Annotated in this window: 20 protein-coding genes and 2 other annotated features; all 20 genes read right to left on the bottom strand. The window is 42.1% G+C overall.

Annotation, left to right across the window (positions count from 1 at the left end; all coding sequences use genetic code 11):
* Positions 1-28: 28 nt before the first annotated feature.
* The 20 genes from SporoP32a_RS08345 to SporoP32a_RS08440 all read right to left on the bottom strand — a co-directional run bounded on the left by SporoP32a_RS08345 (position 29) and on the right by SporoP32a_RS08440 (position 17,148).
* Positions 29-649 (bottom strand): class I SAM-dependent methyltransferase, encoded by a 621-nt coding sequence (locus SporoP32a_RS08345; protein WP_085427470.1) that lies wholly within the window; start codon positions 647-649, stop codon positions 29-31.
* A gap of 87 nt (positions 650-736) precedes the next feature.
* Positions 737-1,096 (bottom strand): 50S ribosomal protein L7/L12, encoded by a 360-nt coding sequence (gene rplL / locus SporoP32a_RS08350; protein WP_085427471.1) that lies wholly within the window; start codon positions 1,094-1,096, stop codon positions 737-739.
* 67 nt (positions 1,097-1,163) lie between these two features.
* Positions 1,164-1,664 (bottom strand): 50S ribosomal protein L10, encoded by a 501-nt coding sequence (gene rplJ / locus SporoP32a_RS08355; RefSeq protein ID WP_085427472.1) that lies wholly within the window; start codon positions 1,662-1,664, stop codon positions 1,164-1,166.
* Between the two features lie 30 nt (positions 1,665-1,694).
* Positions 1,695-1,833: a sequence feature (ribosomal protein L10 leader region), on the bottom strand.
* A gap of 40 nt (positions 1,834-1,873) precedes the next feature.
* Complete coding sequence (rplA, locus tag SporoP32a_RS08360) at positions 1,874-2,575, bottom strand: 50S ribosomal protein L1 (protein ID WP_085427473.1); 702 nt, start codon at positions 2,573-2,575, stop codon at positions 1,874-1,876.
* Between the two features lie 120 nt (positions 2,576-2,695).
* Positions 2,696-3,121: a 50S ribosomal protein L11 gene (rplK, locus tag SporoP32a_RS08365; RefSeq protein WP_029053289.1), complete on the bottom strand. Its 426-nt coding sequence runs from the start codon at positions 3,119-3,121 to the stop codon at positions 2,696-2,698.
* 170 nt (positions 3,122-3,291) lie between these two features.
* Complete coding sequence (gene nusG, locus SporoP32a_RS08370) at positions 3,292-3,828, bottom strand: transcription termination/antitermination protein NusG (protein WP_085429027.1); 537 nt, start codon at positions 3,826-3,828, stop codon at positions 3,292-3,294.
* 107 nt (positions 3,829-3,935) lie between these two features.
* Entirely contained in the window at positions 3,936-4,121 is a 186-nt protein-coding gene (gene secE / locus SporoP32a_RS08375; protein ID WP_085427474.1) for a preprotein translocase subunit SecE, read from the bottom strand.
* 56 nt (positions 4,122-4,177) lie between these two features.
* Entirely contained in the window at positions 4,178-4,327 is a 150-nt protein-coding gene (gene rpmG, locus SporoP32a_RS08380; protein ID WP_085427475.1) for a 50S ribosomal protein L33, read from the bottom strand.
* A gap of 81 nt (positions 4,328-4,408) precedes the next feature.
* Positions 4,409-5,047 carry an RNA polymerase sporulation sigma factor SigH gene (gene sigH, locus SporoP32a_RS08385; RefSeq protein ID WP_085427476.1) on the bottom strand — a complete coding sequence of 213 codons (639 nt, stop codon included), beginning with the start codon at positions 5,045-5,047 and terminating at the stop codon, positions 4,409-4,411.
* Positions 5,048-5,129: 82 nt separating this feature from the next.
* The gene (locus tag SporoP32a_RS08390; protein WP_085427477.1) at positions 5,130-5,645 is read right to left on the bottom strand and encodes an NYN domain-containing protein; all 516 of its coding nucleotides are present in this window, start codon (positions 5,643-5,645) and stop codon (positions 5,130-5,132) included.
* Positions 5,642-6,400: a 23S rRNA (guanosine(2251)-2'-O)-methyltransferase RlmB gene (gene rlmB / locus SporoP32a_RS08395; protein WP_085427478.1), complete on the bottom strand. Its 759-nt coding sequence runs from the start codon at positions 6,398-6,400 to the stop codon at positions 5,642-5,644. The genes SporoP32a_RS08390 and rlmB overlap by 4 nt, the downstream gene beginning before the upstream one ends.
* Entirely contained in the window at positions 6,397-6,816 is a 420-nt protein-coding gene (locus tag SporoP32a_RS08400; RefSeq protein ID WP_269466770.1) for a Mini-ribonuclease 3, read from the bottom strand. The genes rlmB and SporoP32a_RS08400 overlap by 4 nt, the downstream gene beginning before the upstream one ends.
* 4 nt (positions 6,817-6,820) lie before the next feature.
* Positions 6,821-8,221: a cysteine--tRNA ligase gene (cysS, locus tag SporoP32a_RS08405; protein ID WP_085427479.1), complete on the bottom strand. Its 1,401-nt coding sequence runs from the start codon at positions 8,219-8,221 to the stop codon at positions 6,821-6,823.
* Positions 8,202-8,876: a serine O-acetyltransferase gene (gene cysE / locus SporoP32a_RS08410; RefSeq protein ID WP_085427480.1), complete on the bottom strand. Its 675-nt coding sequence runs from the start codon at positions 8,874-8,876 to the stop codon at positions 8,202-8,204. Before cysE ends, cysS begins: the two co-directional genes overlap by 20 nt.
* A gap of 93 nt (positions 8,877-8,969) precedes the next feature.
* Positions 8,970-9,184 (bottom strand) — a binding site (T-box leader).
* Positions 9,185-9,241: 57 nt separating this feature from the next.
* A complete protein-coding gene (gene gltX / locus SporoP32a_RS08415; RefSeq protein ID WP_085427481.1) occupies positions 9,242-10,702 on the bottom strand; it encodes a glutamate--tRNA ligase in 1,461 nt (486 codons plus the stop codon).
* Between the two features lie 83 nt (positions 10,703-10,785).
* The gene (ispF, locus tag SporoP32a_RS08420) at positions 10,786-11,265 is read right to left on the bottom strand and encodes a 2-C-methyl-D-erythritol 2,4-cyclodiphosphate synthase (protein ID WP_085427482.1); all 480 of its coding nucleotides are present in this window, start codon (positions 11,263-11,265) and stop codon (positions 10,786-10,788) included.
* A 13-nt stretch (positions 11,266-11,278) separates the two neighbouring features.
* Positions 11,279-11,959, bottom strand: a complete 681-nt coding sequence (gene ispD / locus SporoP32a_RS08425; protein WP_085427483.1) for a 2-C-methyl-D-erythritol 4-phosphate cytidylyltransferase — start codon at positions 11,957-11,959, stop codon at positions 11,279-11,281.
* A 26-nt stretch (positions 11,960-11,985) separates the two neighbouring features.
* Positions 11,986-13,074: a PIN/TRAM domain-containing protein gene (locus SporoP32a_RS08430; RefSeq protein ID WP_085427484.1), complete on the bottom strand. Its 1,089-nt coding sequence runs from the start codon at positions 13,072-13,074 to the stop codon at positions 11,986-11,988.
* Positions 13,075-13,237: 163 nt separating this feature from the next.
* Positions 13,238-14,608: a DNA repair protein RadA gene (gene radA, locus SporoP32a_RS08435; RefSeq protein WP_085427485.1), complete on the bottom strand. Its 1,371-nt coding sequence runs from the start codon at positions 14,606-14,608 to the stop codon at positions 13,238-13,240.
* Between the two features lie 89 nt (positions 14,609-14,697).
* Positions 14,698-17,148 (bottom strand): ATP-dependent Clp protease ATP-binding subunit, encoded by a 2,451-nt coding sequence (locus SporoP32a_RS08440; protein ID WP_085427486.1) that lies wholly within the window; start codon positions 17,146-17,148, stop codon positions 14,698-14,700.
* Positions 17,149-17,300: the final 152 nt, after the last annotated feature.

The following is a 17,300-nucleotide window of genomic DNA, read 5'->3' on the forward strand; positions in this document are numbered from 1 at the left end:
ATAAATATTTATGCATTTAATAATGCTACTACAAGATATTCATCCTGTCAATCTTTTTTGATACTAAAATAAAGTAGCCTTTTTTCTTAGCAACCGTATCTACATTACCAAACAAGTTCTTCAAGTAATCCATTGTAGACGGAGCCCCTTGTTTCTTTTGAATGACAACCCATAATTCTCCGCCCGCAGCTAACTTCTCATAAGCTCCGTCATAGAAAGAAAAAACCGTTTGCTTCCCCGCCCTAATAGGTGGATTGGTTATAATTGCAGCGAAGTTATTTGATACAACCTGATCAACGCCACTACTTTCGTAAACTTTTATATTAGAAATTCGATTCTGTTGAGCGTTCGTTTTCGAGAGAGCTAATGCCCGTTCATTCACATCCACCATATGGATAAGTCTTTCCGGAAAATCCGATGCGATAGACAACGCAATCGGTCCATAGCCGCAACCTATTTCCAACAAGTCTCCCCCAATGGATGGTTCTTTAAACGTTTCAGCCAATAATTTTGACCCCTCATCTATACTCCCTTTGCTGAATACACCGGCATCCGTTGTAAATGAAAAGACTTTGTTACGAATCTCGGCTTTCCACAGCTTGGGTGCACTTGAAACTTGGGGATTTTTCGAGTAATAATGGTCTCCCATACATACACCTCCTGCGTAGAGTTATACTATTTGTATATGAAGAAAAAAGCCCGTCAAATAGACGGGCTTTTCTCAGGGAAGTAGAAATTACTTAACTTCTACAGATGCGCCAACTTCTTCAAGTTTAGCTTTCATTTCTTCTGCTTCTTCTTTAGTTGCTGCTTCTTTAACTGCTTTAGGAGCTTCGTCTACAAGAGCTTTAGCTTCTTTCAAGCCAAGACCAGTGATTTCACGAACAGCTTTGATAACTTTGATCTTCTGATCTCCAGCTGATGCAAGGATTACGTCGAATTCAGTTTGCTCTTCAGCTGCTTCTGCAACTGCTCCAGCTGCTGCAACTGGTGCTGCTGCTGTTACGCCGAATTCTTCTTCGATTGCTTTAACAAGGTCGTTTAGTTCAAGAACTGTCATTTCTTTGATTGCGTCTAAAATTTGTGCGTTAGTCATTTTAAGTTCCTCCTGGAAAGTTGTATTTAACCGGCTAGTTTGTTCCGGTCATAGTCAAAATGCGAAATTAAGCACCTTGCTCTTCTTTTTGTTCTGCAACTGCTTTTGTAGCAAGTGCAAAGTTTCGTACTGGCGCTTGAAGAACGCTGAGTAGCATAGACAATAGACCATCGCGAGAAGGTAGAGTAGCCAATGCTTTCACATCTTCAGCAGTTGCGACGTTTCCTTCGATCACACCTGCTTTAATTTCAAGCTTTTCATTCTTTTTAGCGAAATCATTCAAGATTTTAGCTGGCGCTACTACGTCTTCTGTAGAGAAAGCGATAGCGTTTGGACCTGTAAGGTTTTCGTTCAGACTTTCTAATCCTGCAACTACTGTCGCACGACGCACCATAGAGTTTTTATAAACTTTGAACTCGATGCCTGCTTCACGTAATTGTTTACGCAATTCTGTAACTTGCGCAACCGTAAGACCACGGTAATCGACAACTACTACAGATGCTGCTGCTTGTAATTTCTCAGCGACTTCTGATACGACTGCTTGTTTAGCTTCTAAAATTTTGCTCATGTTGACACCTCCTGGTAATTAGGGTCACTTATACCGATATAAAAAGCCCTCAATGTCTAAGACATGAGGGCAGAAAAGTCGTCATCTTTTAAAAAGAGCGTCTTGTCCTCGGCAGGAGCATTAAGTGGCAAGCCACACCTGCTGTCTTCGGTACAAATGGTTATCATCATAACAAGCGTAATCTTAGCAGATCACTTTGTGCTTGTCAATTATTTTTTAATAGTAACGCTTGACGGATCTACTTTAACAGCAGGACCCATAGTTGTCGTAACGTTTACTGATTTCATGAATGTTCCTTTTGCTGAAGCTGGTTTAGCTTTTTGAATAGTTTCAAAGATCGTCAAGAAGTTTTCTTCCAACTTCTCGTTATCGAAGGATGCTTTTCCGATTGGCGCATGGATAATTCCAGCTTTGTCCGCACGGTATTCAACTTTACCTGCTTTGATTTCTTCAATAGCTTTCGTTACGTCAAATGTTACTGTACCAGTTTTCGGGTTTGGCATAAGACCTTTTGGTCCAAGTACGCGACCAATCTTACCAACTTCGCCCATCATGTCAGGTGTAGCAACGATTACGTCGAAATCGAACCAACCTTGTTGAATTTTAGCAATAAGTTCTGCATCGCCTACATAGTCTGCGCCTGCAGCTTCTGCTTCTTTAACTTTTTCACCTTTAGCGAATACTAATACGCGTTGAGTTTTACCAGTACCGTTTGGAAGTACAACTGCCCCACGGATTTGCTGATCATTTTTACGAGTATCAATACCAAGACGGAAAGCTACTTCAACAGTTGCATCAAAATTAGTAGTACTTGTATTTTTAGCAAGTTCAATTGCTTCTTTCGCAGAGTATGTAGCAGTACGATCTACAAGCTTCGCTGCATCTACGAATTTTTTACCTCTTTTAGCCATCAGAATTTCCTCCTCATTTGTGGTTTTAACGGATTAAACCTCCCACTTAATGAAGGCTGCGAATCACAATCGACCGCAGCCCTCACCTTCAAACCGTTGCTTTATCGTGAAGAACTACTATCAGTCTTCGATTTTGAATCCCATACTGCGAGCAGTACCTTCGACCATTGCCATCGCCGCTTCAACTGACGCCGCGTTTAAGTCTGGCATCTTTTGTTCTGCGATTTCTCTAACTTTATCACGCTTAACTGTAGCAACTTTGTTTTTATTAGGCTCACCTGAACCCTTTTGAACGTTTGCTGCAACCTTCAGCAATACTGCTGCCGGCGGAGTTTTTGTGATAAATGTAAATGAACGGTCCTCGAATACTGAGATTTCTACTGGAATAATTAGACCAGCTTGATCTGCTGTACGAGCGTTAAATTCTTTACAGAATCCCATAATGTTAACACCTGCTTGACCTAATGCCGGCCCTACTGGTGGTGCTGGATTTGCTTTACCAGCTGGAATTTGCAATTTCACTACTTTAGTAACTTTTTTAGCCACGAGACACACCTCCTTAAGTCCGTGATGTGGTAATTGGGTTGCCCCTCCCACTCAAATATGTGCCTGCCGACGATGTCGGTAGAATTGGTTAATCCGTACAGACTAAGTCTGACCTTTGAAATGATACCACCATTACACAGATTTTGCAAGAGGGAAAATCACATTTCCCATCACTCCATTTTTTCTACTTGTTCGAATGAAAGCTCCATCTTCGTTTCCCGTCCGAACATGTCGACAGTTACGATGACTTTACCTTTATCCATTTCAATCTCTTCTACCTTACCTTCAAAGTGAGCAAACGGCCCTTCAAGTACCGTCACACTTTCACCCACACCAAAGTCAATATCTATGCGTTGTTCTTTAACACCCATTTGTTTTAGGATGAACTCTACTTCTTCCGGCAACAACGGAGTAGGCTTCGCTCCGCCACCTGAAGAGCCGATAAATCCAGTAACACCTGGTGTATTACGAACAACATACCAAGAATCATCCGTCATGATCAATTCAACCAAGACATATCCAGGGAACGTTTTACGCATAACTGTTTTCTTTTTACCATCTTTAATATCCGTCTCTTCTTCTTCCGGAATAACGACACGGAATATCTTATCCGACATGCCCATTGTCTCGACACGTTTTTCAAGATTGGCCTTTACTTTGTTCTCATATCCCGAGTACGTATGCACAACATACCAATTTTTATCCATTTCCATGACATTGAGGACTGCGCGTCCGTCCCTCCCTTAAATTAAAGCTGAAAAAACCCGTTCATTCATCAAAACGGGATATTTTCACGCTATTCATACTTTATTTATTACAGATTAGTATACCATTTCATAACTCCGGAGATACCTATATCCACCACGAAGAAATAAACAGCCATAAAAATGACTGTAGAAATAACGACTACAGTATACTTCGTTAATTCTTTACGTTTCGGCCAGCTGACTTTCCGCATTTCCGAAACGACTTTTTTCAAAAAATCGGTAATCTTGCCCATTCTTCTCCAACCCTTCCGAATGACATAGCGCCCTTGCTCGGACTCTATGTAACTGGTCAAATGGTTTGCTTATGCAATGTATGCGCATTGCAATGACTGCAAAACTTTTTTATACTCATTCTTGCCTCTTGGCTGTTGTTGCCAGCGGGTAAGGAATAGTTTCGCGAACCACATATCTCACAGCTTAAAGTTATTTTTTTTGCCATTTTGCTTCACCTAATTCAAGACAATAGTCTTGATAAAGAGTACCATCTAACCCATCACATGTCAATTTACTTTCGATATATTTAACGCACCAGATCCATCGCCATTGAATGTTCTAGTTTACGTTTGATGCGTTGTAAGGCATTATCTATCGACTTCACTTGTCGATTCAACACCTCGGAAATCTCACGATAGGACTGACCTTCTAAGTACAGTGTGAGCACCTCTTTTTCCAATCCACTCAGCACTTTATTCATTTCTTCTTCCATAAACGAGAAGTTCTCTTTGTGAATCATCAAGTCTTCAGGATCGTCTAACGTAGAGCCTGATATGATATCCAAAAGCGTTCGCTCCTGATCCTCATCATACATAGGCTTGTCCAGCGAAACGGACGTATTGAGCGGAATATGCTTTTGGCGTGTAGCAGTTTTGATCGCCGTAATAATTTGCCGCGTTATACACAGCTCAGCAAAGACTTTAAAAGAACTTAATCTATCGGGACGAAAATCACGAATCGCTTTATATAGACCAATCATTCCCTCTTGCACGATGTCTTCACGATCTCCACCAATAATGAAATATGTTCTAGCTTTCATACGGACTATTGGCTGAAACTTGGTTATCAAAAAATCCAATACATCTGAATTCCCTAGATGTATCAACTCCACCATCTCTTCATCAGAAAGCTTAGTAAATTCATTTTTACTTTTCATATTTTTCATGTTCCGCACCAACCTCTCCACCCCAGAGTACTAATTGGTTTTATAAGTCAGTATAGACGCGGTAATTTTTCACGTCAACCACTCATTTTCCGCCACGTCTCATTTTCTCGAACTCTGCCGCTACTTCATCTGTTAATGGAATCTTTGAGATAGGCCGTCGTTCTAATGAATCCTTTAATCTTAACGCAATCACGCGATCTACTTCTTTCATGGCGATTTCCAGCTCTCGTGCGGAGATGCGAAGCGCACCCTGAGCAAATACTACCCATTGCTCTACAAGATCGGAAGTGGCCACATGGATTTGTGTTAATCGATCGGTTAATTCGGACACCAGTTTTTCAATGCGTTCATCAGCTGTTTCGTTTTCTCTTGTAAAGACCACTTCGACTCGATATTGTTTTTTACGTTTCTCGATACCCGGTACTAGATGAGCATCAAATACTACGATAACGCGCCATCCTTTATTCGCCTGGAATTCCGCCATCCGTTCAATGAGTCGATCACGCGCTTGCGCAAAATCTTCTTGCTTCAATTGCTGTAGTTCGGGCCACGCACCGATGATGTTGTAACCATCAACGAGTAGCACGTCTTTCTTCATGACGTAGCCTGGGCGGATTGACGCTTTCGTAAAACTTCATACATCAACAACGCTGCCGCTACTGAAGCATTCAAAGACGTAACTTTACCTACCATAGGCAAACTATAGAGAAAATCGCATCTTTCGCGCAATATGCGGGACATTCCTTTTCCTTCGCTACCTATAATGACTGCTAAAGGTAATGTAGCATCCATATGGCGATAATCTGTAGAGTTGGATGCATCTGTTCCTGCAATCCATACCCCTTGTTTCTTTAGCTCGTCCACAGTTTGAGACAAGTTATTTACTCGAACAACAGGTATGTGCTCAATCGCACCTGTTGATGCTTTGGCCACCACACCTGTTAAACCAACCGCACGTCTTTTTGGAATAATGATACCATGAACTCCAGAGGCATCCGCTGTTCGTAAAATAGAACCTAAGTTATGCGGATCTTCTAATTCATCCAAGATGATGAAGAACGGATCCTCTTGTCGCTCTTTAGCAATAGCAAATAAATCTTCTAACTCCGCATAATCATAAGCGGCAACCGACGCAAGAATTCCTTGATGACTCAAATCGGTCATACCATCAAGTTTCTGCTTCGGTGCCGTTTGTATAACTACCCCTGCATCTTTAGCAAGCTTCATAATTTCACCGATACTTTTCTTGTTAACGCCTTCTGCCACCCAAATTTTATTCAGTTGTCTGCCGGAACGCAGTGCTTCCACTACAGGATTTCTTCCGCCAATCAGTTCAACTTCTAGCTCTGTCATACTTTTTCCTCCTCAGGATGCTCCACTAATCGAATCGCCGTCTCTATTAGTTCAGCCAGACGCTCTTGTCGACCGAGTAAATGGACATACCCGAGAACCGCTTCGAATGCCGAGCTATAATTATACGTAGTAACATCAGTATTTTTAGGGACTGATCCCGCTTTGGCATTGCGACCGCGGCGCATTACTGCCAACTCTTCCTCTGTCAGAATTTGCTGGTCTCTCATCGTCAGGATAATACGCGCTTGCGCTTTCGCAGAGACAAAGCGTGTAGCCTCCTTATGCAAAATTTGTGGTTTCACGCGCCCCATACGCAGTAAATGCTCTCTGACCGCCGTTTCGTATACCGCGTCGCCCATATAAGCAAGCGCAAGTGCATTGAGTTGTTTGACGTCTATATCACGTAAATCCCCCACGTTTTTACCCTCTTTTCCAGCGAGTACCTTGCGCTGTATCTTCCAATAAAATACCTTGTTCTTTTAGTTGATCTCTAATTTCATCCGATCGTGCAAAATCACGATTCTTCCGCGCATCCAGACGTTCCTGAATCAACGCATCCACTTCGTCATCCACTAATTCACCTTCGTTTTCAAACGGCAAACCAAGTACATCCATTAATTTATCCAATGTATCAATAAATTGTTGAAGCACGCGACGATCTGTGTTTTTCTCTAGCAAATAGACGTTAGCCTGCTTAGATAGTTCAAAAATTGATGCTATCGCATTGGCTGTATTGAAATCGTCATCCATTGCCGTTTCAAATGCTTTGATTTGTTCGTTGATTTTATTTAACCAAAGCTCAGAGTCTTCAGCCAGATCTGCAGAGATCGACAGTCGGTGTTGCAAGTTACTATATGCTGTGCGGATACGTTCCAATCCATTTGCTGCACTCTCCACAAGTTCCTGTGCAAAGTTAACCGGGTGACGATAATGCACGGATAGCATGAAGAAACGAAGTACTTTCGGATCGACTTGCTTACGGATATCATGCACCAAAATAAAGTTACCTAGTGATTTCGACATCTTTTCGTTATCGATATTAATATAACCATTGTGCATCCAGTAGTTAGCGAAGGTTTTTCCTGTAGCTGCTTCGGACTGCGCAATTTCATTTTCATGATGTGGGAACGCTAAGTCTTGCCCTCCTGCATGAATATCAATTGTGTCACCAAGAAGTTCTTTAGCCATAACCGAACATTCGATATGCCAACCCGGACGACCTTTCCCCCACGGACTATCCCACGAGATCTCGCCATCTTTAGCTGATTTCCAAAGCGCAAAGTCAAGCGGATCTGTTTTGATCGTATTTTCTTCCACCCGTGCACCGACTTTTAATTCATCGATAGACTGGTGAGAAAGCTTCCCGTACCCTTCGAATTTACGCGTATGGAAGTAGACATCTCCACGAGATTCATAAGCGAACCCCTTATCGATTAGGACTTGAATAAATACCACAATATCATCAATATGCTCAGTTACACGCGGATGTGCTGTCGCTTCCTCACAGCCAAGAGCACTTACATCTTCATGATACGCTGCGATAAAACGCTCAGTTAAATCTCCAACTTCTTCATTTAATTCATTGGCTGCTTTAATGATCTTATCGTCTACGTCCGTGAAGTTTGAAACGTAATTTACTTCATAGCCGCGATATTCTAGATAGCGCCGAACCGTATCAAATGCAATTACAGGACGCGCGTTTCCAATATGAATATAGTTATAGACGGTTGGTCCACAGACATACATTTTGACCTTTCCCTTTTCTATCGGAACAAACTTTTCTTTTTTCCTTGTTAATGTATTATAAAGTTGAACGCTCATGTAAATCTCCCTTTTCTTCATTCACAGTTTCCAGCTGCTCAGTACGCAGTTTCAACTCTTGAATTTGCTTTTCTAATCGTTTGATTTCATCCTCAATCGGGTCTTGTGTAGAATGATCCAGCTTACTTTTTACACGTACTCCATTTGAGATAACGATTTTTCCAGGTATCCCAACCACCGTGGAATTGGGCGGCACTTCTTTTAAGATAACCGAACCCGCTCCTACTTTACTGTTCTCACCAACCGTTATGGAGCCCAGGACTTTAGCGCCCGACGCGACCAGCACGTTGTCATGAAGTGTCGGATGTCGCTTTCCGCCTTCTTTTCCCGTTCCACCCAATGTAACCCCTTGATACAGCGTCACGTCATCACCAATCTCACATGTTTCCCCTATGACTACACCCATCCCATGGTCAATGAATAGACGTCTACCGATCACTGCTCCTGGATGGATCTCGATACCCGTGAAAAATCTACTGACTTGTGAAACTACACGAGCCAAAAACCGAAGATTACGCTTGTAAAATGCATGTGCAATACGGTGCATCCAAATGGCATGCAACCCCGAATATGTTAAAACTACTTCAATTGTACTGCGGGCCGCTGGGTCTTGATCGAAAATACAGCGAATATCCTCTTTCATACGTTTGAACAATGAACTTCCCCCTTTTTCTTCTTATATCTGGTCGCGTTTCCTAGTTCACAGTAATTTCTTGAGATGAAAAAAAGCGCCCCCGTCACTCATGATGACAGAGACGCATTAATTGCGTGGTTCCACTCCGCTTGAGAACATACTTGTTCCCCGCTTAATGTCTTTAACGCAGACTATACGTATGGCCTACTAAAAGTTTCGGCTCATCGCTCAAAGGTGCATTTCGATAGTGAACAACTCAGGTCATTTCCAGCCTAGATGACCTTCTCTAGAGAGCATTCATTATCTACTTTCCTTCTCAACGCTTTTCATATGACGATTTCATATTAGATTCATTTTACAGAATATCATCGAAATGTCAATATTGATTATTTTGCGAATTTTCCAACGCGTTGAATAATTTTTTCTTTCCCAATCAACGCAATTGCGTCCGGCAATTCAGGCCCTGATGTCTCACCCGTTGCTACTACACGCACAGGCATGAACAAATTTTTGCCTTTATGTCCTGTTTCCTTTTGCACAGCCTTAATCGCTGCTTTAATCGACGGTGCATCGAAAGTTTCTAGTTCTTCAAGTTGCTTCTTAAGTGACGTCATTACTTCTGGCACTTGTTCACCTGCCAAAATTTCTGATGCTGTTTCATCATATTCCACTGTGTCATGGAAGAACTGGGCAGATAGCTCAACGATTTCAGCACCGAAGCTCAATTGACCTTGGTATAGCGCGATTAAATCGTGTACCCAAACTTGTTCTTCAGCTGACATATTTTCTGAAACCAATCCTGCAGCTTGTAGATGAGGTAATGTTAATTCAATTACTTCTTCTAAAGAGAGTTTTTTAATATATTGATTATTCATCCACGTTAGCTTATCCGTATCGAACATCGATGGTGATTTGGACAAACGTGACTCATCAAATTGCTCAACCAGTTCGTCATGCGAGAAGATCTCCTCTTCTCCGACAGGCGACCAACCAAGCAATGCGAAGAAATTAAACATCGCTTCCGGCAAATAACCTAAATCTTTATATTGTGTAATGAATTGAATGATGGATTCATCGCGTTTTGAAAGCTTCTTTCGTTCTTCGTTGACAATTAGCGTCATATGACCGAATCGTGGGTGGTCCCAACCGAATACGTCAAATACCATTAGTTGCTTCGGTGTATTCGTCAAATGCTCTTCTCCACGGAAAACATGTGAGATTTTCATCAAATGATCGTCCACTACTACCGCAAAGTTATACGTAGGAATACCATTCGTCTTCACCATTACCCAGTCACCGATGTCTTTTGATTCAAATGTGACTTCACCGCGCACAAGGTCATCGATTGTATACGTAACGTCTGCAGGAACACGCATACGGATGTTGTAAGATTTTCCTGCCTCTTCATTTTCTGCAACTTGTTCCGCTGTCAAATGGCGGCAAGTTCCATCATACATAGGCGCTGCGATTCCCGCTTCTATCTGTGCGTCACGCTTTGCTTCTAGCTCTTCAGGAGTACAGAAACATTTATAAGCATGTCCATTTTCAAGCATTTCATCTGCATACTTCTTATATAAATCCAGACGTTCCATTTGACGATACGGTCCGTATTCTCCGCCAATATCAATTGATTCGTCATGATGGATACCGAGCCACGTTAAGTTTTCAAGTTGTGATAGTTCACCACTTTCAATATTTCGTGCTGTATCCGTGTCTTCAATACGAACAATGAATTTCCCGTCATAGTGACGAGCGAATAAATAGTTAAATAACGCGGTCCGCGCTCCACCAATATGTAGTTGGCCTGTTGGACTCGGTGCATAACGCACACGTACTTCTTGTGTCATAATATTTACCTCTCCGTTTCGAATTGATTACGTTCTTATATAATTTCCTATCTATTTTAACACTCTAGAAGATGTTTTGAAAGTTACTGGTTTTTCATCAGTAAAATCGTTGCCATCGCTGCGATTCCTTCTTCACGTCCAGGGAAGCCCAGACGTTCCGTAGTTGTAGCTTTCACATTCACTTGGGATAGATCTGCTTCAAGCAGTTCTGCTACGCGCTCACGAATGTCTCCGATATATGGCGCCATTTTCGGACGTTGTGCAATAATCGTACAATCAATATTACCTAAACGATAGCCTTCTTCTTTTACCATCGTCCATACTTTCTCCAATAAAATAGCAGAGTCAGCGTCTTTGAACGCATCATCCGTATCTGGGAAATGTGTGCCAATATCCACTTTACCAATCGCACCAAGTGCAGCGTCTGTTACTGTGTGTAATAACACATCCGCATCAGAGTGACCGATCAATCCTTTTGTGTGCGGAATCGTGATACCGCCGATAATGAGTGGTCTACCTTCTTCAAATGCATGTACATCAAAACCTTGTCCGATTCGAAACATGGGGTTATTCCTCCTACTTTCTTCTTGCCAGTAAGATTTCGCCTATCGCGAGATCTTCTTGGGTTGTCATCTTTACATTATCATATGAACTTTCTACCACTTGCACGTCGTGACCCATCCGTTCCACTAGCATGGATTCATCAGTACCAAGAAAGCCATCTCGAATAGCCGAGTCGGATGCTTCCTTCAACAATTGATATTGGAATGCCTGCGGTGTTTGTACAAGCCACAATTTTTCACGGTCTAACGTTTCTTTCACTGCTCCGTTTTCCGCGTACTTAATCGTATCTTTTGCTTTGACTGCCGCGATCGCCGCACCTTTTTCATTCGCGGTGTTGACGAGCTCCGTAATGACTGATGATTTTAGGAAAGGTCTTGCCGCGTCATGGACGAGAACAACACCATTCCCTTGATACGCGTCAATACAAGCCGCAACACTGTTTTGTCGCTCACCGCCACCTTCTACAAATGTGATAGGTTTTGCATGCGCACGCTGTCCAAGTATCTTTTGAATGGCGGCTTGTTCCTCCGGTTTCACGGCCATAATGACCTCTTCACAATTAGGGTCTTCTTGAAACACACCCACTGTGTGATACAAAATTGAATGCTCGCCTATTTTTAGGAAGAGCTTATTTTGTCCGGCACCCATTCGTTTGCCGCTTCCCGCAGCAGGAATCATCACTGTATATTTCACGTTTGTCACTCTGCTTTCTATGCTAGTTATCGGCCTTTGGGTTTAGCAAAAATCATTCGACCCGCCGATGTTTGCAATACACTTGTTACTACTACATCAATAGCCTCTCCTATATGAGAACGACCATCCTCAATTACAATCATGGTGCCGTCATCCAAGTATGCAACACCTTGATTATGTTCTTTACCATCTTTTATAACGACCACATGCATTTCTTCTCCCGGAATTACTACAGGCTTCACTGCATTGGCAAGATCATTGATATTCAAAACTGCAACACCATGCAAATCAGATACTTTGTTTAAGTTGAAATCATTCGTTACAACCAGTCCATCCATTTTCTTCGCCAGTTTGACCAGCTTTAAGTCTACTTCTGCCACATTCGGAATATCTTCATCCGTAATCAGCACTTGGGGTCCATCATCATTTTGTAAACGCTTTAGAATATCTAGGCCACGTCTACCTTTTGTTCGTTTCAATGTATCAGATGAATCCGCTATATGCTGTAATTCAGTCAACACAAACTGAGGCACGACTAAAATCCCCTGTAAAAATCCTGTTGCTACAATGTCTGCAATACGTCCATCAATAATGACACTAGTATCCAATAATTTATATACATCTTTTTGTGGTGGAGTGACAACTGGTTCTGCCGATTCTTTCTTTTTCGCTGTTGTCATGCGTAAATTAGAAAATGCATTGATGAACTCTTCCCACTTTTTAAAACCTACTTGGAAACCTAAATAGCCTAGAAGAATAGATAATAAAACAGGCACAACTGAAGACACTACCGGAAAACCAATTGCACTTAGTCCGAAACTGAATAAAAATGCAACGATTAATCCTACGACTAATCCGATTGTACCGAATAACAAGTCCATGATCGGTGCTTTCAAGAGTCTTTCTTCAATCCATTTGATGAAATTCACAATCGGCTCGGTTAAAAATAAGCTTAATAAAAATAGAATGATAGCTCCTATGATTGCCTCCACATAAGGGTTTTCAATGATGGGGCGTGATGTAAACTCAAACATTGCGAATAAGTACGGTAAGAATAAAACACCGAGAGTTCCTCCGATTAATAAGAATGAAACTTGGACTACTCTTTTCAACATATTCTTCCACCTCCTTTTCCTTCCTAATAGTATACAACGAATTGTAGTTAGCCGCTTAGGTTAAGTGAGGAATTTCTAAAAATTCCTCACCACTCCTACTAGGACTATCTAAACAACGGGAATGTTTCTTATATTTTTACGGGTGTCGCTATGTATACGATTATTATCTGAATGCAATTCCTAATGCTTCCATTACCGTCTCCACACCGACCACTTCAATTCCTGACGGGACATCCCAACCACCCAGATTAGAGGATGGAATGATAATACGATCAAAACCAAGTTTTGCCGCTTCCGTCACACGTTGTTCTATTCTAGATACCCTTCTAACCTCACCTGTTAACCCTACTTCACCAACAAAACAATCTCGCGCACCGACGGCAGTGTCTTTAAAGCTCGATACGATACTTAGTAAAACCGCCAAATCAATGGCTGGTTCATCTAGTTTAACGCCGCCTGCAACCTTAATATACGCATCCTGTGTCTGCAATAGCATTCCCGCACGTTTTTCCAATACTGCCATCAATAACTGCACGCGGTTTTGATCCAATCCGGTTGCCATGCGCTTCGGATAATTGAAACTGGATGCTGTCAACAATGCCTGAATTTCAACGAGTATAGGTCGTGTACCCTCCATAGACGCAACAATGGTAGAGCCCGCTCCACCTTGCGATCGCTCACGCAAAAACATTTCCGAAGGATTTAAGACTTCCTTTAAACCCGCTTGCAACATTTCAAAAATAGCAATTTCATTAGTGGAACCGAAACGGTTTTTGACACTTCGTAAAATACGGTATGTGTGGTGACGTTCACCTTCAAAATACAGCACCGTATCTACCATATGCTCAAGCAGTCGCGGACCTGCAATTTGCCCTTCTTTTGTCACGTGACCTACGAGGAATATCGCAATATTTTGCGTCTTTGCTATGCGCATTAATTCCGCAGTACATTCACGCACTTGCGATACGCTTCCTGGTGCTGATGATACTTCAGGATGATGTACAGTCTGAATCGAATCCACAATTACAAATCTCGGCTTCACTTCATCTACAGTTTCATTGATCATCGCTAAATCTGTTTCGGCATAAATATATAGCTCATCTGACTTCACACCTAAACGTTCCGCACGTAACTTAGTTTGCTTAATCGATTCCTCTCCTGATATATACAGTACGCGCTGTTGTTGATTTGCAAGCAGTGACGAGACTTGAAGTAATAAAGTAGATTTCCCAATACCCGGATCACCACCGATTAATATGAGCGAGCCTGGAACAATCCCGCCTCCAAGTACGCGGTTTAATTCCTCTAATTCCGTTTTGACACGCGGCTCTTCAGCCATTTCCACCTGACTAATCGGTAAAGCTTTCTGCTTCACTCTTTCACCATGCTGAAATGCAGCACGCGGTCCTTTTTGTACGATCTCTACTTCTTCATCCATCGTATTCCATTCTCCACAACCAGGACAGCGCCCCATCCATTTGGCTGACTCATATCCACAAGAACGGCACATGAACTTCGATTTACGCTTAGCCATACACTCTCTCCTTATTGAAAAATACGAAAAGGACAGCCCGCTGCGCTTTTTAAAAACTAAGCGAGCGAGCTATCCGGAACATCATATTATTATTTTTCTGCTGCTACTACTGTTTGTTTCTCCGTGCGTACGATGAACTTGTCATCTTCTACGTCAACGATCACTTTTTCACCCATCAGAACTTTACCTTCAAGTAACTCTTCAGATAAACGATCTTCTACATGTTTTTGCAATGCACGACGTAATGGACGAGCTCCGTACTCCGGATCATATCCTTCTTCCGTGATTTTATCTTTAGCGGACTCAGTCAACACCAATTCGATGTCTTGTTCAGTCAAACGCTTAGAAAGTTCATCACTCATCAAGCTGACGATTTCACGTAAGTGCTCTTTCTCCAATGAATGGAAGACAATCATGTCATCCACACGGTTCAAGAACTCTGGTCGGAATGTTTTCTTCAATTCTGCAAGCATTTTTTCTTTCATGTCATCGTAGTCGGATTCACCATCTTGAATATTAAAGCCGACATAGCGGTTTTTCTTCAATTCAGTTGCTCCAACGTTCGAAGTCATGATGATTACCGTGTTGCGGAAATCAACTGTACGTCCTTTAGAATCTGTTAAGCGTCCGTCCTCCAATACTTGTAATAGTATATTAAAGACATCTGGATGCGCTTTTTCAATTTCATCTAGCAATACAACTGAGTACGGCTTACGGCGAACCTTCTCAGTTAATTGACCACCTTCATCATATCCTACATATCCTGGAGGTGATCCGACTAAACGAGAAGTTGAATGTTTCTCCATGTATTCGGACATATCGATGCGAATCATTGCATCTTCATCGCCGAACATCACTTCTGCCAACGCACGGCCCAGTTCAGTTTTACCTACACCAGTTGGTCCTAGGAAAATGAATGAACCAATCGGACGCTTCGGATCTTTCAATCCTGCACGTGCTCGACGGATAGCTTTCGAAATAGATAACACAGCTTCTTTTTGGCCTATGACACGCTGATGCAAAATCTCTTCCATGTTCAGTAATTTAGCTGACTCTGTCTCTGCAATCTTGTCAACAGGAATTCCTGTCCACATCGCTACAACAGACGCAATATCATTTACTGTCACTTCGGATTCAGTCTGTCCTTGTTTTTCCTTCCAAGCGGCTTTCGTTGTTTCTAATTCTTCCTTCATCTTCTGCTCTTTATCACGATAAGAAGCGGCTTTTTCAAATTCTTGGCTTTGAACAGCTGCATTCTTCTCGGAACGAATTGCTTCAAGTTTCACTTCAAGCTCCTTCAAGTTAGGAGGAGTAGTATACGAGCGTAAGCGCACTTTTGATCCAGCTTCGTCAATCAAGTCGATCGCTTTGTCTGGCAAGAAACGGTCTGAAATATAGCGGTCGGACATTTTCGCTGCCGCTTCGACTGCTTCATCTGTAATCTTTACACGGTGATGCGCCTCATAACGATCGCGCAAGCCTTTGATAATTTGTATCGTTTCATCTACTGAAGGCTCATCAACTTGGATCGGCTGGAAACGACGCTCAAGTGCTGCATCCTTTTCAATATATTTACGATATTCATCAAGTGTTGTAGCACCGATACATTGTAGTTCACCGCGTGCAAGAGATGGTTTCAAGATGTTGGATGCATCAATAGCACCTTCTGCTCCACCTGCACCGATCAACGTGTGTAATTCATCGATGAATAAGATAATATTGCCCGCTTGACGGATTTCTTCCATTACCTTCTTCATTCTATCTTCAAATTCACCACGGTATTTCGTACCCGCAACGACTGTCCCCATATCAAGCGTCATAACGCGCTTATCACGTAAGATTTCTGGTACTTCGTTACTCACTACTTGCTGTGCCAAGCCTTCTGCAATCGCTGTTTTACCAACGCCTGGTTCCCCAATTAACACGGGGTTGTTTTTCGTGCGACGCGCTAAGACTTCAATAACGCGTGTGATTTCTTTGCTACGACCAATTACCGGATCCAATGTACCTTCACGTGCAATTTCAGTTAAATCACGTGCTAAGCTATCCAATGTCGGTGTTGCTGCTGATGCAGAATTCGCTGGATTATTAACTGAACTCTCATCATTACCAAGTAACTGAAGTACTTGTTGACGTGCTTTATTTAAACTAACACCCGCATTATTTAGAACGCGTGCAGCGACGCCTTCTCCTTCTCGAATCAAAGCCAATAAAATATGCTCAGTACCGATATAAGAATGTCCCAGTTTGCGTGACTCATCTACAGATAACTCGATAACTCGTTTTGCACGAGGAGTATAATGAACAATCGGACCCACGTCTTTAGAGCCCACACCTACCAAAACTTCTACTTCACGTTCAATAGTATCTGCATTCACATTAATTGCTTCAAGAGCTTTCGCTGCGATGCCGCCACCTTCTCGAATCAAACCAAGTAAAATATGCTCAGTACCAATAGATTCATGTTTTAAACGTATTGCCTCTTCTTGGGCCAGTTGTAAAACCTTTTGTGCACGTTGTGTAAATCGATTAAACATCATATTCATTCCCCTCTTTCCTTCATTCAGTGGACTATACTCTATGTTATGCAAAATAACGCATCGTTGCTTTGTTTCCTATCACTTATATATATTCAAGTCAGTTCGCGATACAACCAAATCCGCATATTGACTTTGACTATCTTTGATTAATT

It is taken from the genome of Sporosarcina ureae (assembly GCF_002109325.1).
Classification (GTDB): Bacteria; Bacillota; Bacilli; order Bacillales_A; family Planococcaceae; genus Sporosarcina; species Sporosarcina ureae_C.